The following is a 20,110-nucleotide window of genomic DNA, read 5'->3' on the forward strand; positions in this document are numbered from 1 at the left end:
CGGATAATACCGTCCATATAGGTAGCCATACCGATTTGTTCGCCGGTGCTGAATTGATTGTCGATGCTCATTTTATTAATGACTGGGAAATCTGTTGTCAAAGCTCCCATTTCGCAAATACCGATGCAGCCGTGGTACAGCTCTTCGTCTTTTACCTGCAAATTATCATGCGTTGCCATCTGGAACAGCGCAGCCGCGCCTTCTATAGACACAATAGCCCGACGGATCGATACTTTGATTTTACGGTTTTTTAAGTGGGGTGTGGATAGAAAGGTAACCTCATGCTCGCCGACCAAACGGTCCTCAAAAGCGGAATGATAGTAGGAATAAGTACGAACCGGCAAACCCGTTCCAATGACATACTCAACTTCTTCCGTATTGTTGTATCCGGTGTTCGTTACAGATTGGCTTACAACACCTGCATACGCAAGGGCGGTTACGGCTACGATCAATGATTGGTCCGACACGGCCTTGTTATCCGTCTCCTCCAGCTCAACGCTATCTTCATTATCCATGGCCAGCATTCCGACAAAATATCTTTGATTATTTCTTGTGAGGCGCGGACTGTGTACGACAACATCCAATGCCTTCAAGGGAGAATCTTCTTCCTGTAAAATATGTCTTTCGTATCCCGGCGCAACAATATTCGGAATCATTAGAGGATCACGAACACCATCCAGCACCACTTTGATGCTATCGTTGCCTATATCGATTCCCGCCAATTTCATGTATTAAAGTCCCTCCAGTCATATTCACCTGCTTATTTAGTACTATGATTCGATTTATTTCAACAAAATCCCTTCGTACTTTTGAACTATTTTCCAAAAAAAACGTAAATCTTGGAAGGTTTTTTTGAGGATTGCGACGAATAAGATCGTATTCCATCGAATAATGTTAATTTGTGCCATGCTAAAAGGAGAAGACATGAAGCTCAAGTGGGGCAATAAGCGGTTTACTTTTGTCATTATTCCCGATGCTAACAGCGCCGTTCGCCGTTTTGAGGTACCAAAGCCACTCCCTTATATTGCAGGTGCGGGACTAATTACCTTAGTGTCGGTAACCTTGGTCCTGTATGCTGTTCATATGAGAACGGCCCTAGTCGCCACTGAGCTGCAGACGCGCATAGCCAGTCAGGACCAACAATTCACTACCACGGTTCAGGAAAAGAATGAGACGATTGAACAGCTGCAAAGCGAAATTATTCAGTTGTCCCAGCAAACCTTGGAAATGAAGAGCAAGATCGAAGATATACGCAAGCTCGAGGATGAAGTTAGAACCATTACGGGTTCAACCAAGTCGACCGTATCCTCTTCCGGGACCTCGATCGCATCCGGCGCGATGGGAGGAAGCGATCATCCTGTCACGGATGATGAAGTTAAGCAGCTTCTGGAACAGACGAAAACGCAGCTGACTTCGATGAGTAAAGAGGTTGTGGAGCTGAAGGATAACATTGCGGATACGAAGGAAAAAGCTCTCGTCGCGCAGGAAGAGCTTCGTATAACGCCGAACATTTGGCCTGTAGACAGCAGGAGGATTACATCTGGATTCGGTTTGAGACAGGATCCGTTCACTACAAGACCCAGCTTTCACAGCGGATACGATATAGCCTCGCCTGCCAATACGCCTGTTCATGTAACAGCAGACGGTGTAGTTGCCTCGACAGGAAGCGATTCCTCGCATGGCAATAACATTATTGTCACTCACAGCAAGGGACTGCAAACCTGGTACATGCACCTGAATAAAATCAATGTTCAAAAGGGCGACCATGTACAAAAGGGCGATGTTATTGGGTTAGTCGGCTCAACCGGCAGAAGCACCGGATATCATCTGCATTATGAAGTGCTGAAGGGCGGGCAGCCTACAGATCCTAAGCCTTATTTGAAATAATACATAACCAACCTAATGGAAGAGGGCGAATTAATGTTTAAGGGAAAAAAAGCCGGACGTGATGTGCATACGACCGACACTTTGATTGGAGAAGGGACCTTGTTCGAAGGACGTATGAAGTCGGAAGCGAGCATTCGGATCGAGGGGCAAATTACGGGTGATGTGGATTGCGCAGGCGATGTGACGATTGGCGAGCATGGGGTCGTCAAGTCCAATGTCATTGCGAGAAATGTTATTTTGGCAGGGACGGTTAACGGAAATGTGCTTTGCAAAGGCAAGCTGACAATCCGTGCAACCGGTAAGCTGTACGGCAATACAACCGCGCAATCTCTTATTATCGATGAAGGCGGCATCTTTCAAGGCACCAGCAAAATGGATAACGGGACTAGCCCTCAGCCGGAAAGAAATGACAAGGATCAGCAGACTGGCAATCCGTTTCAATCGGGCTTTAACACCAACACCAACAGTAACATGGCCATGATGTGATGTTAAGAAGCTTGCTCATGTACGGAGAATGAAAAAAATGATTGAATAGAGGGTAAGTGATAATAATTATCATTATTATTGTCTATACTAGTTCCTGTAGACAGCAACGGTGTTAGGCAGAACGAAAGGAAAGGCACCCCGCGGAAGGATGCCTTTAGCCAAACATTAAATTTTGGATTCAAACGTTTTGCAATCTGTTTCATGGAATTCGCGAGCTTTGCTAGCATGATTGCTTACTACATAAATAGAAGAAGCGTTGCATTCGTTGCCTGCAGCCCAGTACTTACAGGAGTTCACTTCACACTTTACATCTCTAGCCATCGTTTTTCACCCCCTCCTCTATAGGATGGTCAAGGGCGATACTCTTTTATACCCTAGTTCGGCTTAGCAAGCCGGACTATTTTTGTTTTTACCGGCATGGAGGCAAAGCATATTTGTTGATGCCTACAGGAACAATAACAGTCAGCAGGGATGATGATTTCAGAGATAAGGAGGAGTTATATATGATTATTGTTCACGCCAGCATGCAGGTGGATCCAGCCAAGGAAGAATTGTTTCTAAAAGAGATTAAATCGTTAATAGCTGCCTCTAGAAATGAAAGTGGAAATAGATCGTATGACCTGTACAAAAATACTGAAAAAGAGAACTCGTTTACGATGGTTGAAATTTGGCAGGATCAAGCGGCAGTGGCATCGCACAATGGGAGTGAGCATTTTAAGGCGTTCTTGGGTATGGCTAAGCAATATTTAATCTCGCCCTTGGAGGTCAAAGCTTTTTCTGGGGAACCTTTAAATGGATAAAGGATAAAGGATAAAACTAAGGCGAATTCCTCAGAAGTTCTAGGATTTCGCCTTTTTCGATACATCAGACTACAGTATAAGTGACATACCAGAAGCTGCTGCCGACAAATAGTTTTAGATCAGTGGAGAAGGGCTTGAACATTTCATACAGTTCGTTGTAATCATAATAATTTTTTAGAATTTCGTGCTTGGAGCCGTCTGCCAGCTCTCTCAGCTTATAAGTGTCTTCACTTTGCTCCTTTATGATCAATTCGCCGCCTCTTCCGGGAACGTAGACATTATCTGCTATGAAGACATTAGCTCCAGGCAGCAATTTTCTATGAAAGCCGGTTAAAAAATGTTCGATTTTATTTTTGGGAATATGCGAAAACCAAAAGTTAGCAAGTCCGAAATCAAAGCTGCCTTGGATGCTATCCAGGTTATAGGCATCTCCTTCCAGAAATGTAACCTTGCCGTGAGGCAGGTTCTTGGCTTTTGCAATATCTATGACCTCTGAACGAATGTCGACACCGACAAGTCTTGCAGCGGATTCAGCAATGAACTGGGACCAATAACCGGTGCCACAGGCGATTTCAAGTACGCTTCTATCCTTCGTTAAGGACTGTAGGGTAGAACGCAGCAAGGAAAGCTCCTGCTGATAATTCGGATCGTTCCTGCGGTAGATGCTTTCATATTCATCCGCTCTAGCACCGTAGTAATCCTGCATTCTAGTATCTTCTAACCGGGAAGCAGCGATCTTATCAGTCAAGGTGTCGCTGCGTTTTGTCGTTGCGACTAAGTCAGCAAAGATTTGCCCTCCATGTGATTTGTAGTTGGACAATAGGCCGTGCGTTGCTATGACAATAAGCTGAGTCATTGATAGCCCGGTGTCATTGGCCATAGCTTCCAAATCGATCTTCACTTTTTCTGGCAAGTATACAGAAAGTCTTTTTGTTTTATCATCTACCATACGCCGCACCTCCTTAAATCTCTATGAAATAAAATAACACAAAAAATATGTCATAACAACATATAATTTGTGTTATTTGATCGTGTATTATTGAGGTAAGAGCTTCTTCCAATAATCCCATGCAGATAGATAGTCCTGTAGATCATGTGGATGGACCTTCGCACTGATCCCAATTCGAGTGTACAGTTGAAAAATAACTTCCTTGATGACCCTGGATCGTTCCACAGGTTCATGTTGGAGAAGCTCAATGGAAGCAAATAGCGTCTCCAAGGTCAAATCGTCAGGAGAAGAGCAGAAAGCATACGTGAAGTCGTACATGATAGGACCGATGATGGGTGATGGATCGATAATTCCCTTTAGAGTGTTGTTATGGAACACGAAATTATGAACACCTGTATCACCGTGCAGATAGTATTTATTCTGCGTCTCAGATATTGTTTCAATCAACGATTTCATTGTATCGTAATCCTCTGTCGGTAGTACCCCTTGCACGTTTTGCCGTGCACCTTCCAAGCTTCGCTCATTAAACTCACGCCAGGAATGCCGAGGATGAGCTATTCTTCCCCATGCTTCCGTATTTTGGCTGGGTTCGTAATGATTCAGGAGATCTGTAACGAGAAGTGGCAGCCAGTCCGTCTTGAGCCCGCGATGATAATGTGTCGTTCCGTGTATATATGAATATAAGATGTATGTACCGGCAGGGTCCTTATAGAGCAGCCTCGGCAATAGAGTACAGCAAGCGTAAGTTTCATGAAAATGTATAACTAACGAAAGCTGCTGCGGTTCGTCCAGCTTCAATATATATTTCGGCTCGTCGTCGACTCCAATTGTGAATACTTTACCGTCGGTAGTTCCATTCATCTGATTCATGATTTTGGATGAGGCCGGCAGGATACCTTGGTTAAGAAGATAGTTCATAATCATATTGATATCTGTAAGAAGTACCATAAGAAGGCCTCCAAGCTTGCTTATTGCTTATCTATTTTCTCTAGTATTTTGTGTAAAGTAGAATTAATGTTTAATAAAGCCATGAAAACAAACCCTAGCATAATAAACGTGACGATTTCCCCCGTAAAAATAGAAACCCCCGCTAACAATACGGCATAGAGCCCGTTTAAATAACCATTACTGAAGAAATTCATTTCAAACACTCCTTTCCTAAAAAAGATCTTTTGGGTTATTTTACCATAAAATAGGCGATCTGTTTCAAGTTCAGTCGCCGGATGTGGTCATATACCTAAGGGATGCTTTTTACGATCCATTAACATTTTTCACTAAAATTGATTTACAGAAAACATTTTGCCTTATTCTAGTAAATCATTCCTTCTTATAATGAAGCATGTAATCAACGTAGCATCTTATTTATAAACGGAGGGGAATTTTTTTGAAAAAAGTGTTCAAGCAATTGGTAGTATCCGGTATGGCGCTTTCCCTGCTGCCGGCATTAACCGTAAGTTCAGCGTTTGCTGCCGATACGGCTGCTGCTCCTGCTGCTGCGGCGAAATCGAAAAATGTTATCGTCTTGATCGGTGATGGAATGGGTCCTGCCCAAGTATCTGCAGCTAGAGATTATTCCCGTCATTTTCTGAACAAAAATCATCTCGAGCTGGATTCCTACTATGTGGGTCAAGCCACTACATATGCAGACCGCGGAGAAGACGGCGGCGTGATGGTATCCGGGGAAGTTACCGACTCCGCATCAGCCGGTACCGCATTTGCAACGGGTCATAAAACATATAACGCAGGTATTAGCGTATCGAACGAAGATGCGTCCAAGCCGTTTGCTTCCGTTATCGAAGCTTCCGAGAAGCTTGGCAAATCGACTGGACTCGTAACAACTGCCAGAATTACGCACGCTACGCCTGCCGTGTATGCTTCTCATGTACGCAACAGAGATAACGAGAGCGCCATCGCTTCGCAATATTTGACGGATCAAAGCGTGGATGTGCTGTTCGGCGGAGGCAAGCAGTTCTTCTTAAGCAAGGAAGAGAAGGGTAAACGTACGGATAAAACGATCATTCCGGATTTTGAAGCTAAAGGCTATAAGGTCGTTTATGATAAACAAGGCTTGCAAGCCTTAAACGCGAAAGATGGCAAAGCGCTCGGCCTGTTCGGCAGCTCTCACGTGGATTATGTGCTCGATCGTAATGAAACCGTTCCTAGCTTGGCAGATATGTCGCAAAAAGCGATCGATATTTTGTCTCAAAATCAAAACGGCTTCACGATGATGATCGAGGGCGGACGTATCGACCATGCGGGTCACGCAAATGACCTTCCATCCCTCGTACAAGAGGCGCTGGATTTTGATGCTGCTGTAAAAGTAGCGATGGATTTCGCGAAAAAGGACGGCAACACCTCGGTTGTCGTCACAGCAGACCATGAAACGGGCGGATTATCGTTGTCCCGCGACGGCGTATATGAAATTAACGTAGATGCTTGGAATAAAGAAAAGCAATCTTCCGAAGTGTTCGCTACTAAGCTGAAAGCAGCGAAAAGCATCGAAGAAATCAAGCAATTGGTGTTCGAGAACACTAGCTTCAACGATCTGACAGATGAAGAAGCGGCTTACATTATGGCTGGCGATGGCACTTCTTATGCTCAAGAAGGAGCCTATAATGCAGTGATGGCGAAAAGATTCATGGTCGGCTTCACTGGTCACGGACACTCGGCGGTAGACGTTGGCGTATGGGCGTACGGACCGATTGCCGATCTGGTTAAAGGCCAAATCGACAATACGGACATTGCCAAGGCGATTGCAAAGGTTGCGAACGTGGATCTGGAAGGTACGACAGCTGAAATGCAAGCTCAATACGTATACCCGAAATTTAAAGTAACTCGCGACAACACGGTACTGTATCCGGCAAGAGCATTGTCTGATGCGTTGGGCGTAGCGGTAGCTTGGGATGAAGCTTCCAAATCGGTCGTGCTGTCCAAAGACGCTAACAAGGTTTCCGTCAACGTGGAGACTTTGGCAGTGAGCGGCAATGGTACTCCTGGCAGCTTCAAAGCCGATATGGATAACGGCCTGCTGTGGCTGTCCCTGGATGCATTCCAGCAATTGACCGGCAAAAAGCTGACTTGGGACGCGCTGTCTGAACGTATCAGCCTGAAGTAATGTATGTTGTACAAGGAGAGGCAGGGGATACCACTTCCCCTGCCTGTTTTTTTAGGCAAGCAGACGGATAAGGGGCTGAGGCGTAAAGATGATCACACTGACGAATGTGCGGAAATCGTTCCTCATGGATGGGGTGCAATCTCCTATTTTGCATATCCCGGAGTGGTTCGTAGAGAAGGGACAGCGAATTGCACTAATTGGCCCTAGCGGAAGCGGAAAGAGCACTTTGCTGCATTTGTTGGGAGGAGTGCTCACGCCGGACAGTGGAGAAATTACGGTAGACGGCCATCCGTTACATCGTTATTCCGAAGCGCAGCGGGACCAATACAGAGCACGGCAGGTAGGATATATATTTCAAGATTTTCATCTCATTTCATCTCTTACAGCTAAGCAAAATGTGGAGTTGGTTCTGCCTAAGCAATGGGATAAGCAGAAGCGGGAGGCTCAGGTGAACGATTGGTTTGAGCGGGTAGGCTTGCAGAACAGGAAACATTATTTGCCGGCACAGTTGTCCAGAGGACAGCAGCAGCGAGTGGCGATCATTCGGGCGCTAATCCATCGACCGCCATTCATTTTGGCTGATGAACCTACGGGAAGCTTGGATTGGGAAGCGGCCGGTTCTATTATGCAGCTGCTGCTCTCCTTATGTGCTCAGGAAGGATCGACTCTAGTCACCGTAACGCACGATCTGCATTTGGCGGAACTGTACCCGATACGGGTGCATATGAACGAGATCAATGCGCTGCTTCGTCCTGAACCGGGACGACAGCACGGCGGAGAAGGAGGAGAGCCGCTTGAATCTGCCTCATTTATTATGGCGTAACATGCTGCACCGCAAGATGCTATCGCTATTGACGATCTTTTCGGTAGCTATGACCGTAGCGCTTCTCGTATTTCTTATTCTATGCAGTCAAGGCGTAGAGCAAGGAGCGGAGAAAGGATACGGTCCGTTCGAGCTTACGGTCGGGGCCAAGGGCAGTCAGACGCAGCTTGCATTGAATACGTACTACCATGTGGGCACTCCTACGGGAAATATTCCTTATGAGGTGTTTGAGCAAATTCAAAAAGAAGAACAGGCGGAAGCGGCCTTTGCGATGACCACAGGGGACAATCTTAATGGCTATCCGATTGTTGGTATAGATGCCCGTTATTTTTTAACCCGGTATGGTGACAAGAAGCTGGAAGCAGGAACGATCTATACGAAAACAGGGGATGCGGTGATCGGTTCTCACGTCGCCAAAACGCTTGGCATCCATGTGGGAGATACGTTTCATGGAGGTCATGGTCTCGTGCAGGAAGGGGAGCATGCGGATGAAGAGGAGGACGGCGAGTCCCATGAGGAGCACGAAGCTCACCATAGCTTCGCTTACCGGGTAGTCGGAATATTGCCACTGCTGCATACGTCCGACGATAGAGCTGTATTCACAACTGTAGATTATGCTTGGGCCGTTCACCAAAGCCAGCAAGGGGCTCATAAGGACGTCACTTCCGTCCTCATTAAGCCGAAAACTCTGCTCGGGGCGCAGACGCTCAAAAATAAGTACGATCGAGTAGACAATGTTCAGGCGATTTACACGAGCAAGGCTATAGCAGATGTCGTTAATATGGTTGATAAAGGCTCTCAGGTGATCAGCATCGTAACGGTACTTTGCATTTTACTGGCAGCTATCTCGATACTATTGTCTTTAACTGCAGCGGTTAATGAACGCAAGAAGGATGTCGGCTTGCTTCGGTTGATCGGCAAATCCAAATCCTTCGTATGGATGTCGCTGATAGGGGAAGGGCTGCTGTTGACGGCAATCGGCTTGGTACTCGGACTGTTGGCAGGTCACGCAGGCAGCTATGCAGGACGTGATGTATTGTTCGATTTCTCGGGAATTGCTTTGGATGTATGGCAGTTCTCATCTGCCGAAGGGGTGTTAATGATAGGAACGTTAGCGGTAGGGGCGGCTGCTTCCTTGTGGCCAGCACTCAAAATGTATCGTGTTGATCCGCTGCAGCTGTTCCGATCGTAAGAGAAATGTTTAAGTGGTTTCATGATCAGGTAGAGGGGGCGACATGAATGGATAGATCATTGCTCGAAATGAATAATGGAAGCATTGCTGCAGAGGACCAGGCGAATCGAAAGAGAAGCAGCATAGATGTTGTGGAAGGCCGCGCACTTCATAGCTGTGCGCTACAAGGGGGCGGAGCGCGCGGCTTGAAGCGCGCTCAAGCGAAGGTCGCGACCGCGGTGCTGGTCGCGGCTGCGCTGCTGGCCGGCTGCGGCTCCAAGCCAGCCGCAGAGCCTCAGGCGGCGTCCTTCTCCGCCGCCATGGCTGTACCTTCTGCGGTACCTGGCGCAGAAGGCAAACCCGCGGACTCGGGCGCTGCCCCGAGTCCGGCTGCTCCGGCCGCATCGCCTGCGGCGGCCGAACCAGCGTCTCCCCCTGCTGCGCAGGCAGGGGGAGACGGCAGTCCATCCCCAGCGCCGCAGGGGATGGCTGCTTCCGCAGCGGCAGAGGCACAGCCTGCCGCAAGCGCACCCCCGGCTCCAGCGCAGCAGGAGCCGAAGCCCGTCGCCGCAGCGCAGCAGCCTGCGGCGGAGCCAGCCCCCACGGCGGCGCCAGCCTTGGCCGTGGAGCCGGCGCCAGCGGCGGCAGAGACGCCGCCTGCCCAACCAACACCGACGCCATCCTCGAAGCCGGCGTCGAACGAGCTCAAATGGTCGGAGTTTTTCGATGATGACAAGCAATCGACGCCTTCCAACAAGTTCTGGGATTTGAACGGCAAGACCGTGCAGATCAAGGGCTTCATGGGGGAAGTGCTTTCCTTCGATAAGCACTGGTTTCTGCTCATTCCCCAGCCCGGCGCAGAATGCCCGTTCGATAACGGGGACGAGACATACTGGAACAAAATTATGATGGTATTTGTTCCGAAGGATACGAAGCTTCGCTATACGACAGGTCCACTGCAAATTACGGGCAGACTCGACGTCGGCATTAAGATTGACGAATCCGGCTACAAAACGATGTTCCGGCTGTACGACGCCAAATTTGAAAAAATCAAAGAGTAAGGCGATAGAACACAACCGTCGAGGCTTATGGCCCTTGAGGTTGTTTTTCTTTTTAATTGACGACGGCGATAGAGATTTCGGTTTACCTCATTTAACAAACGCAACTAAAAACAACCAAATAGATAAACAAAACAATTTCTTTACATGTATTTTATAGTCACTTTACAAATCTCCTTTATAGTTAACTTATCAACCAAACAAAAGGAGAGGGAATTAAATGAGAAAGCCTTTAGCACTAATTGCAGCACTGGTTATGTCTGTATCCCTATTATCCGCATGCGGAAGCACGCCAAAAGCGAGTTCGTCTGCCGATGCATCGAAAGCGAGCGGAGCAAGCACGGAGTCGAACATCGATACGAAAAGCAAGGAGTTAACGGTCTATACCGCTTTGGAGGATGATCAGATCAAGGCGTACCTCCAAACCTACAAGCAAAAATATCCGGATATTAAGCTGAACATCGTGCGTGATTCCACGGGTATTGTGACTGCTAAATTGCTTGCAGAGAAAGATAATCCACAGGCGGACGTTGTGTGGGGCTTAGCGGCTACCAGCTTGCTCGTGCTGGATCAGAACAGCATGCTAGAAGGCTATTCTCCAAAAGGAGTCGAGCGCATTCAAGCGGATTTTAAGGACAAAAATAGCCCGACACACTGGGTAGGTATCGATGCTTGGGAAACGGCATTTGTTGTAAACAAAAAAGAAATGGAAAAGAGAAATTTGCCTATTCCACAATCCTATGCAGACTTGGCTAAGCCTGAATATAAAGGACTCATTACCATGCCGAATCCGGCTTCCTCAGGCACAGGCTTCCTGACTGTATCCGGACTTGTTTCCTTGATGGGTAAAGACAAAGCTTGGGATTACATGGGTAAGCTCCATGACAATATTGCGATGTATGTACATTCAGGTTCCAAGCCTGCCAAGATGGCGGGAACTGGCGAATATCCGATCGGTATTGCCTTTGGCTATAGAGGTATCCAGGAGAAAAAAGGCGGCTCTCCGGTTGAGGTTGTTTTCCCTAAGGAAGGCTCCGGCTGGGATGTGGAAGCTAACGCTTTGATGAAGAAAAAGGTAGTGAAGCAGGCAGCTAAAGACTTCCTTGATTGGGCGATTACAGACGATGCAATGAAGGAATACGGCAAAAACTATGCGATCATGGCTGTGAAAAGCGACTCGAACGCAATTCCTGAAGGCTACGATAAAGATCCTTTGAAGCAATTGATCAAATTGGATTTGAACGAATCCGCTAAAAACCGCGACTCCGTATTGGCAGAATGGAGCAAGCGTTACGACGCGAAGAGCGAGCCAAAAAAATAATCGGATGTAGAGGACATGCGCGGGACAGCTGTTTCGCGTATGTTTCTTTTGCTGTATAGGTAACAGATCTAAGCTGTCTTAACCGGGGGAATAAATGATGCGATGGATCGGACATTGGAGCACCGCAAGGAAAATCATGCTGCTTAGCGGCATTACCGTCTTGTTTCTTATTATGATGACAGCTTCGAGCTATGTCTTCCTGAGGGACATTAATCAGAAGGCAGATATCATGTATACCGCTGATTATTTACCGACGACATGGATCAATAAAGCGGAGAGCAACATTCACCGAATGAACGATAAGCTGCTGGAGCATGTCTTGAGTACGGACCCCCACTATCAAGCTGTATTGGACAACGAGATGAGCAAGGTATCGACTTCGACACAGCAGTTGATTCAACAGTTTGAAACCTCCTCTCGAGGCGACTCGATCAGTGAGATGTGGAGCGCGAAGCTTCAAAAAGCTTTTGCTGATTACGAGGAAGAGCGCGGCAGCGTCATGAAGCTGTCCAAGCAAGGAAGGCAGAAGGAAGCTTACCAATATTACAGGTCCCACATAAAAAGCATTATGGAGATGCTAGATGAATTCACCGGCAGCCTGGAGCAGGATCGAATGGAGACGGCGGAGCGTCTGAATCAGGATCGGAACGCGCTTTATGAGGAGTTGAACCGTGTGCTTATTGCGACCTCGGTCGCAGCCCTTGTCCTGAGCAGTCTATGCGGAGCATGGATCGCACGCTTGATCGTGAAGCCGGTCAGGCAGATGCAATCGTTAATGGAGCGGGCCGAACGCGGAGACTTAACAGTTCAAGGGTTTTATGAGTCCAAGGATGAAATCGGCATGCTGAACCGATCGTTTCATTCGATGATTAAGGGGCTGCGACAGCTTGTCCAGACGATCAGCCATAATGCCGAGCAGCTGGTTGACAGTGCGGGGCAATTCGCTTCGCATGCAGAGCAAAGCAAGGAGGCGGCCCAAGGGATTGCCGTCACGACAGAGAAGCTGAACGATGGAATTCATCAGCAGGTGGACAGCTTAACACAATCGTTAGCCGCGATGCATCGAATGAAAACGGATATGGATCAGATGAGCGTGAGCAGTGGCCGTATGGCTCAATTAACGGAAGCTGCGCTAGCATCTTCACGTGAAGGACTCACCGCAGCTCGGGAGATGGAGCGGCAGATGAGCGACATTTATAAGACGGTATCACAGACCGAGCGAGTAGTAAACGGACTGGGACACGAATGCAGTCAGATCGGATCCATGTCGGACATGATTTCGGAGATTGCTGGTCAAACGAACCTATTGGCGATGAACGCCGCTATTGAAGCGGCAAGAGCAGGAGAGGCAGGCCGAGGGTTTACGGTGGTTGCTGATGAAGTAAGGAAGCTGGCGGGACAGACCGATGATGCTGCAAGGAAGATCACGCGGCTGCTATCCGCTATTCATATGAAGACGGATGATGTTATCGACTTCATGAATAAAGGAATGAGTATGACAACCGATGGTGTAGCCAGCTCATCCCGAATGAACGAAGTGTTCCGTTCTATTGACGGGTTCATGGTCGAAGTGACGGAGCAGGTCAAAGAGGTTACCGTATCCATTCAACAGATGGCGCAAGATAGCAGCGAAATGGCTGCCTCCATGGTACAGGTGACGGAGAGTGCCCGACAGGGCGCGGTTTCGAGTCATGAAACGGCCGCTTCTAATGAAGAGCAATTGGCCGCTATGGAGGAAATAAAGCGCTCCTCGGAATCGTTATTTGGTATGGCGGAGCAGCTTCAGAACACGACAAGCCATTTTAAGCTTACTTAGTAACAACTAAAAACAATTAAAAACAACAAATAACATAAAATTTACTTGCGTTTAACAGTGGGATAACAATTAACCTCTATACTTAAGAAGTAACAACGCAGTAGGCGTTCGTTCAAATTTAAACTGAGCAACAATAGGAGGCGCTTATGTCACAGGCTTACCTGTCCATACATGGCATTCACAAGACGTTCGGCTCGTTCACGGCGCTCAAGGACGTGAATGTCGACATTCGTAAAAATGAATTTATATGCCTGCTCGGTCCCAGCGGCTGCGGCAAAACAACGCTGCTTCGCATCATTGCAGGCTTGGAAACCCCGTCACAAGGACGTATTACTGTAGGAGGCAAAGATATTACACAGCTTCCCCCATCTAAACGTAACTTCGGCATGGTGTTTCAATCGTACGCATTGTTTCCTAATTTGACTGCTTATCAGAACATCGCTTACGGGTTGCAAGGCCGAAAGCTGAGCAAAGCGGAGATTGATGAGAAGGTAAGGGAAGGGCTGGCTTTGGTAGATTTGGAGCATGTAAGCAGCCGTTACCCTGCACAGCTTTCGGGAGGACAGCAGCAGCGTATTGCTCTGGCAAGGGCTGTTGTCCTATCACCGGATTTTCTTCTGCTGGATGAACCGTTATCCGCTTTGGATGCCAAGGTGCGTTTGAAGTTGCGTACGGAAATTAGGGATTTGCAGGAGAAGCTTGGTATTACGACCATTATGGTCACACATGATCAAGAGGAAGCCTTATCCATGGCTGATCGGATCGTGGTTATGAAGAATGCTGAAGTCATGCAGATCGGCTCTCCGCAGGAAGTGTACGATCGGCCGAACTCACCTTTTGTCGCTGATTTTATCGGAGCCATTAACTTTATCGAGGATGCTCCTGGGTCGCACCAATTGGGAATACAACAGCCGCTGGCTGTCCGTCCTGAACATATAGGAATTGCGCCCGCAGGCTCCAGCGGTGGAGTGCAGGCAGTGGTGAAGCATATCGAATTCAGAGGGGCATTTTACCGAATCACCTTGCAGACCGTAATGAATCCGGATCATCCTTCACAGACGGTTACGGTGGACGTATCGGCACATTTGACGCATCAATTGAAGCTTGCCAAGCATTCGGCAGTAACCTTAGAGCTTCCGAAGGAAAAGTTTATTACGTTTCAATCTGCAGCGCTCGTAAGCGTGTAAAGGAGCACTTGTTATGACAGCTATTCGAGCATTACGACAAAAATGGAGCTCAGCCCAATCGCTGCAAAGCTTGCTTATCACTTTATTGGTCGTCTCCCTACTGCTCGGCATCTTGATTCCCTTATGCTTATTGTTTGCCAAAGCATTCGTGGACCGGGAAGACACCTTTATCGGCTTGGCCAACTTCGTCCAATATTTCTCGACGCCTTCGCTGTTCCGATCGTTGACGAACACATTGTATATTTCAGTCGTCTCCACGGTCATTGCCGCTTCGCTCGCCTTTCTTTATGCGTACGGCATTGTGAGGACAGCAATTCGGGGCAAAGCCTTTTTCAAGTACGCAGCGCTGCTGCCGCTGTTTGCACCGACCATGATGCACGGGATTGCACTTACTTATTTATTCGGGAATCAAGGTCTTGTCACAACAGGATTTTTCGGATTTTTTCCGCAAGGAATCAAGATCCCTCTGTACGGACCGGTTGGCATTATTATTTCAGAGGTCATTTACTTATTTCCACAGGCATTTATGATTTTCGCGGCTGCGTTATCGATGACGGACTACAGGTTGTACGAAGCGGCTAAGACACTCGGAGCGGGCAAAACGCGTACTTTTATGACGGTAACGCTGCCTTCGGTCAAATACGGGCTGATCAGCGCAATATTCGTATGCTTCACGGCGAGCTTTACGGATTTCGGAGCTCCGCAGGCGGTAGGAGGACAGTTTAATGTACTGGCAACGGACATTTACAAGCAGGTCATCGGACAGCAAAATTTTTCAATGGGTGCTGCCGTCGGTATTCTGCTGACGATCCCGGCCTTCATAGCTTTTGCCGTAGACCGGTTTGTTGAACGTAAGCAAAAAGCGCTGCTGTCGGCCAAATCAACGCCTTACCGAATTAGTGAAGGCAAAGCGCGGGATCTCTTTTATACGGTGATTTGTTGGTTATGCGTTATTGGCATCTTCATCCCGTTGCTCACGACAGGCTATGCATCCTTAGTCAAGGTATGGCCCTATGATTTGGCTCTGTCGACGAAGCACTTTGATTTCTCAAAGGTGGCTGCCTCCGGTTTGGAACCTTTTTATAACAGCTTGGAAGTGTCACTTCTTACGGCAGTTATCGGAACGGTTGTCGCTTTCGGTTTCGCCTACTTGATCGAAAAGACACGGAACTTCCAAGGGCTGCGTCAAGTCGGTTATTTCTTATCGATCCTTCCGCTGGCTCTGCCAGGAATGGTTATCGGGCTTGCATATATATTCTTCTTTAACAATCCCGATAATCCGTTGAACTTTATATACGGCACCATGGCAATTATTGTCTTGGCAAATATGATTCACTTTTACTCTGTGCCTTTTATAACGGCTACAACAACGCTTAAGAAGCTGGATAAAGAGTTCGAGCTCGTATCCGAGTCGATGAGTGTACCGTTTTACAGGACCTTCTTGCGCGTAACGGTACCGATGTCGCTGCCGGCGATATTGGAAATTGCAATGTATTTCTTCGTTAACTCGATGGTTACGGTATCTGCGGTCGTGTTCCTACGGTCTGCTGATTTTAATCTGGCTGCGGTATCTATCGTCAACATGGACGATGCGGGAGATGTCGCCGCAGCTGCGGCCATGTCGAGCTTGATTGTTGTAACCAATATTGTCGTCCGGTTCCTGTATGAGCTTGTTGTACACAAAGTACGAAAGAAAACCGATTCATGGCAACTGCAAAAATAGAACTTAATGAACAAAAGGAGAGAATGAAATGAAAATTCAAGGTGTTATTTTAGACTGGGCAGGTACCACAATCGATTACGGATGCTTTGCTCCGCTTGCGGCTTTTATCGAAGCTTACGCTAATAAGGGCATTACAGTTACGGCTGAAGAAGCGAGAAAGCCTATGGGGATGCTGAAGCGGGATCACATTCAGGCTATCGGGGAGATGGACAGCGTGTCCAGCCAGTGGATCGCAAAATACGGAAAGTCGATTACCGACGCTGATTTCGATGAGATGTATGCCGATTTTGAGCGTTCGCTGTTTTCGGTGCTCAGAACCTATGCGGTGCCGATCCCAGGTGCGGTTGAACTGGTAGAACGTTTGCGCAGTCAAGGCATCAAGATAGGATCGACGACAGGTTACACGACGGAAATGATGATGGTTGTAGCAGACGAAGCGAAGAAAAACGGCTATTCGCCGGACTGCCTGGTGACACCGGATGAAATGCCTGCTGGGCGGCCGTACCCTTGGATGTGCTATGAGAATGCGATTCGCCTGAACCTCTATCCAATGAAGAGCGTCGTCAAAGTGGGCGATACCATAAGTGATGTTCGTGAAGGCGTGAATGCTGGAGCGTGGAGTGTCGGCATATTGAAGGGCAGCAATGAGCTTGGCATGACCGAAGAGGAAGTTCAAGCGGCTGACAGCGCCGTTCTTGAAGCCAAGCTTGCTGATATTAAGGAGCGCTATATGCAGGCAGGAGCCCATTATATCATCGAATCCATAGGGGAACTAGATTCCATCATCGAAGAAATCAATGCCCGACTGGCAAAAGGAGACCGACCATAATGACAACAGCGACGAAAAATCCATACTTGCTTTTAACTCCTGGTCCGCTTACAACGACGGACAGTGTCAAATCCGCTATGCTGATCGACTGGTGCACCTGGGATAAAGAATATAACGGGCTTGTTCAAGAGATACGCTCCGAGCTGGTTCAATTGTCCACTCAGCATACTGGGGATTATACGAGTGTGCTGATGCAGGGTAGCGGCAGCTTCTGCGTCGAGTCGGTTATCGGCTCCGTCATTCCATCCAACGGTAAACTCGCTGTATTAGTGAATGGAGCTTACGGGGCTCGTATTGCCCAAATGGCAGGTGTGTTGAACATCGATATGGTGGTGCTTGACTTTGGTGAAACGGAGCGGGCTGACGCAGCACGTCTGGAGGCACTGCTGCAGCAAGACGCCGAGATTACTCATGTTGCCGTCGTTCATGGAGAAACGACAACCGGGATGCTGAACCCGATTCGCGAGATCGGTGCTATCGCCAAGCAATACGGTAAGACGTACATTGTCGATGCTATGAGTACTTTCGGCGGTATAGAGCTTGATGTAGCCGAGCTGCAAATCGACTTTTTAATCAGCAGCAGCAACAAATGCATTCAAGGTGTGCCTGGCTTCGGGTTTGTTATCGCGAAGCGGGAGGAGCTGGCGTTGTGCCGCGGCCGTGCAAGATCACTCGCTCTGGATTTGTTCGATCAATGGGATACGATGGAGCACCAGAACGGCAAATGGAGATTTACATCCCCTACGCATGTCGTGCACGCTTTTTATCAAGCAATGAAGGAGCTGGCTGAAGAAGGCGGCATCGCCAAGCGGCAGCAGCGGTATGAGAACAATCACAGATTGCTGGTTAAGGGGATGGAGCGCCTCGGGTTCCGTACATTGCTTCCGGCGGAATATCAATCGCCTATCATTACCAGCTTTTATTATCCGGACAGCACTGAGTTTTCGTTCGAGACCTTTTACAAGCGCATGAAAGAGGAAGGATTCGTCCTTTATCCGGGAAAAATCACTTCCGCGCAGACATTCCGTATTGGAAATATCGGGGATGTTCATGAGCATGATATCGAACGGTTGGTTGAAGCGATTGAGAGAAACCGATTTTGGTCATAAACATTTTTTGAACAAAAGTGATTTGCACGCTCTCAAACGAGACAGCGAAATGATATAATGGCTCTTAAGCTGATTACTTAATGGTTGGAGGTATTTCTCAAGTGTCATTAGTCGGAGAGGAACGCAAAGACTTTATTCTTAACATGTTAAATCTCGAAGGAAAGGTCAAAACCGGAGAGCTGGTAGATAAGCTGAAGGTTTCTTCGGAGACGATCCGCAGATACTTGGAGGAGCTGGAAGAAGAGAATAAGCTGAAGCGGGTGTATGGCGGAGCGGTCAAATACAATTTGCACCGGGAGGAAGCCTCCCATATCAAACGGGAAGTGACCCATGCCGAGGAGAAAAGGCTGATCGGGCGCGCGGCGGCCATGCTGATCGAGGATAACGACGTTATTTTCATCGATGATGGATCGACGACCTTGCAAATGATTCCTTATCTGCAAAATAAGAAAAACATCACCGTATTAACGAACTCGATTGCGGCGCTAACGCTGCTCATTGAATATAAGAACAAGGATTTATATGCTGGGAGCATTTACTTTATTGGCGGTAAGGTAGATTCCATGCAGTTCAGGACTACTGGAACGACGGCCGAGAAAATCGTGGAGTCCTTCTATGCAGATAAAGCGTTCATTACGATCGACGGAATTATGATGGGCAAAGGCATTACGAGCTTTGATGAGGAGCGGGGACGGCTTGCGAAGAAGCTGATCGAGCATTCCAAGCAAAGCATCGTGCTGACAGACCACTCCAAATTCGGCAATGTGCGGTTCTATAAGCTGGCGGATTTGAAAGAAATCGATATTATTATTAGTGATGTCAAGGCTCCCAAGGAATGGGAAACTTATCTATCGGAAAAAGACGTTGCTTGGATCCATGCGCAATAGTCGGGCACTATTTAAACTTGCTTCAACAACAACACTTTAGTTTAATATCACTGTCAACTTTCACACTTTGAATAGAATAGCAACTAGACGAGGCTGCGGGTATGAACCCGCAGCCTTTTCACCATTCTTCATGCTTGATAGTTATTCAAACGACTGTCACCTTCATTCCGATATCTCGTAAATAGGCGATGTCATCGGCGGGAGTAAGCTGATCGGTAATCAGATGATGGATGTTGGATAGCGGACTGACAAAAGCAGAATGTACTTTGCCGAATTTACTATGATCCGTCACCAGGACGGCTTGACTTGCATTTTCCAGCATCATGGTTTTGATATTTGCTGCAAGCAGGTACGGAACGGTTATACCGTGCTTCATATCGACTCCGGAGGTCCCGATAAAGGCGATATTGGCCCGGAACTGAGAAATTAATTTTTCTGCCAATGGCCCCACAATGCCAGCCTCGGAATGCATCAGGCCAACCGTTCCTCCGCAGACGAAGATGGTGATGTTTTTGGGGTAGCGGTATAAGTGATAGGCGATTTCCAGACTGTTTGTGATGACCGTTATATTTGATAATGTAGCCATTAATTGTGCAATGTGATTATTAGTCGTTCCCGAGTCGATAAAGATTGTGTCCCCTGGACGAATTAATGCCACTGCGGCTTCTGCAATGGCTCTTTTTTGCTGCCCATATTTGTCTTTGGATAAATCGGGAAATGCGGATGGCGTTTGCCTTATTGGAAGCATTGCGCCCCCGTTAATTCTATGAATTAGCTCCAATTGCTCCATTTCGCTGAGATCACGACGAATCGTTACTATGGAAACCTTTAATTGATCTGAAAGATCGGTGACGCTCATCAATCCATTTGTACCCAGCAATTTAAGTATGGCTTGTTTGCGCTGTTCGTTCATAATGTCCCTCCAGGAAATGATCGACATCAATCATTG

At 47.6% G+C, this 20,110-nt stretch carries 18 protein-coding genes and 1 pseudogene; 14 read left to right on the forward strand and 5 right to left on the reverse strand.

All coding sequences use genetic code 11. The features are described from left to right. Positions 1-728: pseudogene (locus BP97_RS0129275) on the reverse strand (ParM/StbA family protein); the annotation flags it as partial. 196 nt (positions 729-924) lie between these two features. Between BP97_RS0129275 and BP97_RS0129280 the strand changes: the two are divergent. Continuing rightward, positions 925-1,887, forward strand: a complete 963-nt coding sequence (locus tag BP97_RS0129280) for a M23 family metallopeptidase (protein WP_028552298.1) — start codon at positions 925-927, stop codon at positions 1,885-1,887. A gap of 33 nt (positions 1,888-1,920) precedes the next feature. Next, on the forward strand, positions 1,921-2,373 hold the full coding sequence (locus BP97_RS0129285; RefSeq protein WP_028552299.1) for a bactofilin family protein: 453 nt from the start codon (positions 1,921-1,923) through the stop codon (positions 2,371-2,373). Positions 2,374-2,538: 165 nt separating this feature from the next. Here BP97_RS0129285 and BP97_RS39915 read toward each other — a convergent pair whose 3' ends face one another. Next, a complete protein-coding gene (locus tag BP97_RS39915) occupies positions 2,539-2,694 on the reverse strand; it encodes a DUF1540 domain-containing protein (RefSeq protein WP_081824420.1) in 156 nt (51 codons plus the stop codon). Positions 2,695-2,876: 182 nt separating this feature from the next. Between BP97_RS39915 and BP97_RS0129295 the strand changes: the two genes are divergently transcribed. Further along, entirely contained in the window at positions 2,877-3,173 is a 297-nt protein-coding gene (locus BP97_RS0129295; RefSeq protein ID WP_028552300.1) for a putative quinol monooxygenase, read from the forward strand. Between the two features lie 64 nt (positions 3,174-3,237). On the opposite strand, the gene BP97_RS0129300 is transcribed toward BP97_RS0129295, so the two are convergent. After that, positions 3,238-4,122 carry a class I SAM-dependent methyltransferase gene (locus BP97_RS0129300; RefSeq protein ID WP_231506489.1) on the reverse strand — a complete coding sequence of 295 codons (885 nt, stop codon included), beginning with the start codon at positions 4,120-4,122 and terminating at the stop codon, positions 3,238-3,240. A gap of 87 nt (positions 4,123-4,209) precedes the next feature. After that, on the reverse strand, positions 4,210-5,070 hold the full coding sequence (locus tag BP97_RS0129305) for an aminoglycoside phosphotransferase family protein (protein WP_028552302.1): 861 nt from the start codon (positions 5,068-5,070) through the stop codon (positions 4,210-4,212). A 472-nt stretch (positions 5,071-5,542) separates the two neighbouring features. On the opposite strand from BP97_RS0129305, the gene BP97_RS0129315 reads away from it, so the two are divergent. The 11 genes from BP97_RS0129315 to BP97_RS0129365 all read left to right on the forward strand — a co-directional run bounded on the left by BP97_RS0129315 (position 5,543) and on the right by BP97_RS0129365 (position 19,161). After that, entirely contained in the window at positions 5,543-7,237 is a 1,695-nt protein-coding gene (locus BP97_RS0129315; protein WP_197035561.1) for an alkaline phosphatase, read from the forward strand. 88 nt (positions 7,238-7,325) lie between these two features. Further along, complete coding sequence (locus BP97_RS37795; protein ID WP_064745755.1) at positions 7,326-8,060, forward strand: ABC transporter ATP-binding protein; 735 nt, start codon at positions 7,326-7,328, stop codon at positions 8,058-8,060. Next, complete coding sequence (locus tag BP97_RS0129325) at positions 8,032-9,252, forward strand: ABC transporter permease (RefSeq protein ID WP_028552304.1); 1,221 nt, start codon at positions 8,032-8,034, stop codon at positions 9,250-9,252. Before BP97_RS37795 ends, BP97_RS0129325 begins: the two co-directional genes overlap by 29 nt. A gap of 47 nt (positions 9,253-9,299) precedes the next feature. Beyond that, complete coding sequence (locus tag BP97_RS0129330) at positions 9,300-10,292, forward strand: hypothetical protein (protein WP_231506490.1); 993 nt, start codon at positions 9,300-9,302, stop codon at positions 10,290-10,292. A 217-nt stretch (positions 10,293-10,509) separates the two neighbouring features. Next, entirely contained in the window at positions 10,510-11,610 is a 1,101-nt protein-coding gene (locus BP97_RS0129335; protein WP_028552306.1) for a putative 2-aminoethylphosphonate ABC transporter substrate-binding protein, read from the forward strand. 94 nt (positions 11,611-11,704) lie between these two features. Further along, positions 11,705-13,426: a methyl-accepting chemotaxis protein gene (locus BP97_RS0129340; RefSeq protein WP_081824421.1), complete on the forward strand. Its 1,722-nt coding sequence runs from the start codon at positions 11,705-11,707 to the stop codon at positions 13,424-13,426. A gap of 146 nt (positions 13,427-13,572) precedes the next feature. After that, a complete protein-coding gene (locus tag BP97_RS0129345; RefSeq protein WP_028552308.1) occupies positions 13,573-14,613 on the forward strand; it encodes a putative 2-aminoethylphosphonate ABC transporter ATP-binding protein in 1,041 nt (346 codons plus the stop codon). A gap of 13 nt (positions 14,614-14,626) precedes the next feature. After that, positions 14,627-16,336, forward strand: coding sequence for a putative 2-aminoethylphosphonate ABC transporter permease subunit (locus BP97_RS0129350; RefSeq protein ID WP_028552309.1), 1,710 nt, complete (start codon positions 14,627-14,629; stop codon positions 16,334-16,336). 28 nt (positions 16,337-16,364) lie between these two features. Next, the gene (phnX, locus tag BP97_RS0129355) at positions 16,365-17,165 is read left to right on the forward strand and encodes a phosphonoacetaldehyde hydrolase (RefSeq protein ID WP_028552310.1); all 801 of its coding nucleotides are present in this window, start codon (positions 16,365-16,367) and stop codon (positions 17,163-17,165) included. Continuing rightward, positions 17,165-18,274: a 2-aminoethylphosphonate--pyruvate transaminase gene (gene phnW / locus BP97_RS0129360; RefSeq protein ID WP_036746754.1), complete on the forward strand. Its 1,110-nt coding sequence runs from the start codon at positions 17,165-17,167 to the stop codon at positions 18,272-18,274. The genes phnX and phnW overlap by 1 nt, the downstream gene beginning before the upstream one ends. 101 nt (positions 18,275-18,375) lie before the next feature. Then, on the forward strand, positions 18,376-19,161 hold the full coding sequence (locus tag BP97_RS0129365) for a DeoR/GlpR family DNA-binding transcription regulator (protein ID WP_028552312.1): 786 nt from the start codon (positions 18,376-18,378) through the stop codon (positions 19,159-19,161). A gap of 145 nt (positions 19,162-19,306) precedes the next feature. Here BP97_RS0129365 and BP97_RS0129370 read toward each other — a convergent pair whose 3' ends face one another. Further along, positions 19,307-20,074 carry a DeoR/GlpR family DNA-binding transcription regulator gene (locus tag BP97_RS0129370; RefSeq protein ID WP_036746755.1) on the reverse strand — a complete coding sequence of 256 codons (768 nt, stop codon included), beginning with the start codon at positions 20,072-20,074 and terminating at the stop codon, positions 19,307-19,309. Positions 20,075-20,110: the final 36 nt, after the last annotated feature.

This window comes from Paenibacillus sp. UNC451MF (assembly GCF_000686845.1).
GTDB lineage: Bacteria > Bacillota > Bacilli > Paenibacillales > NBRC-103111 > Paenibacillus_S.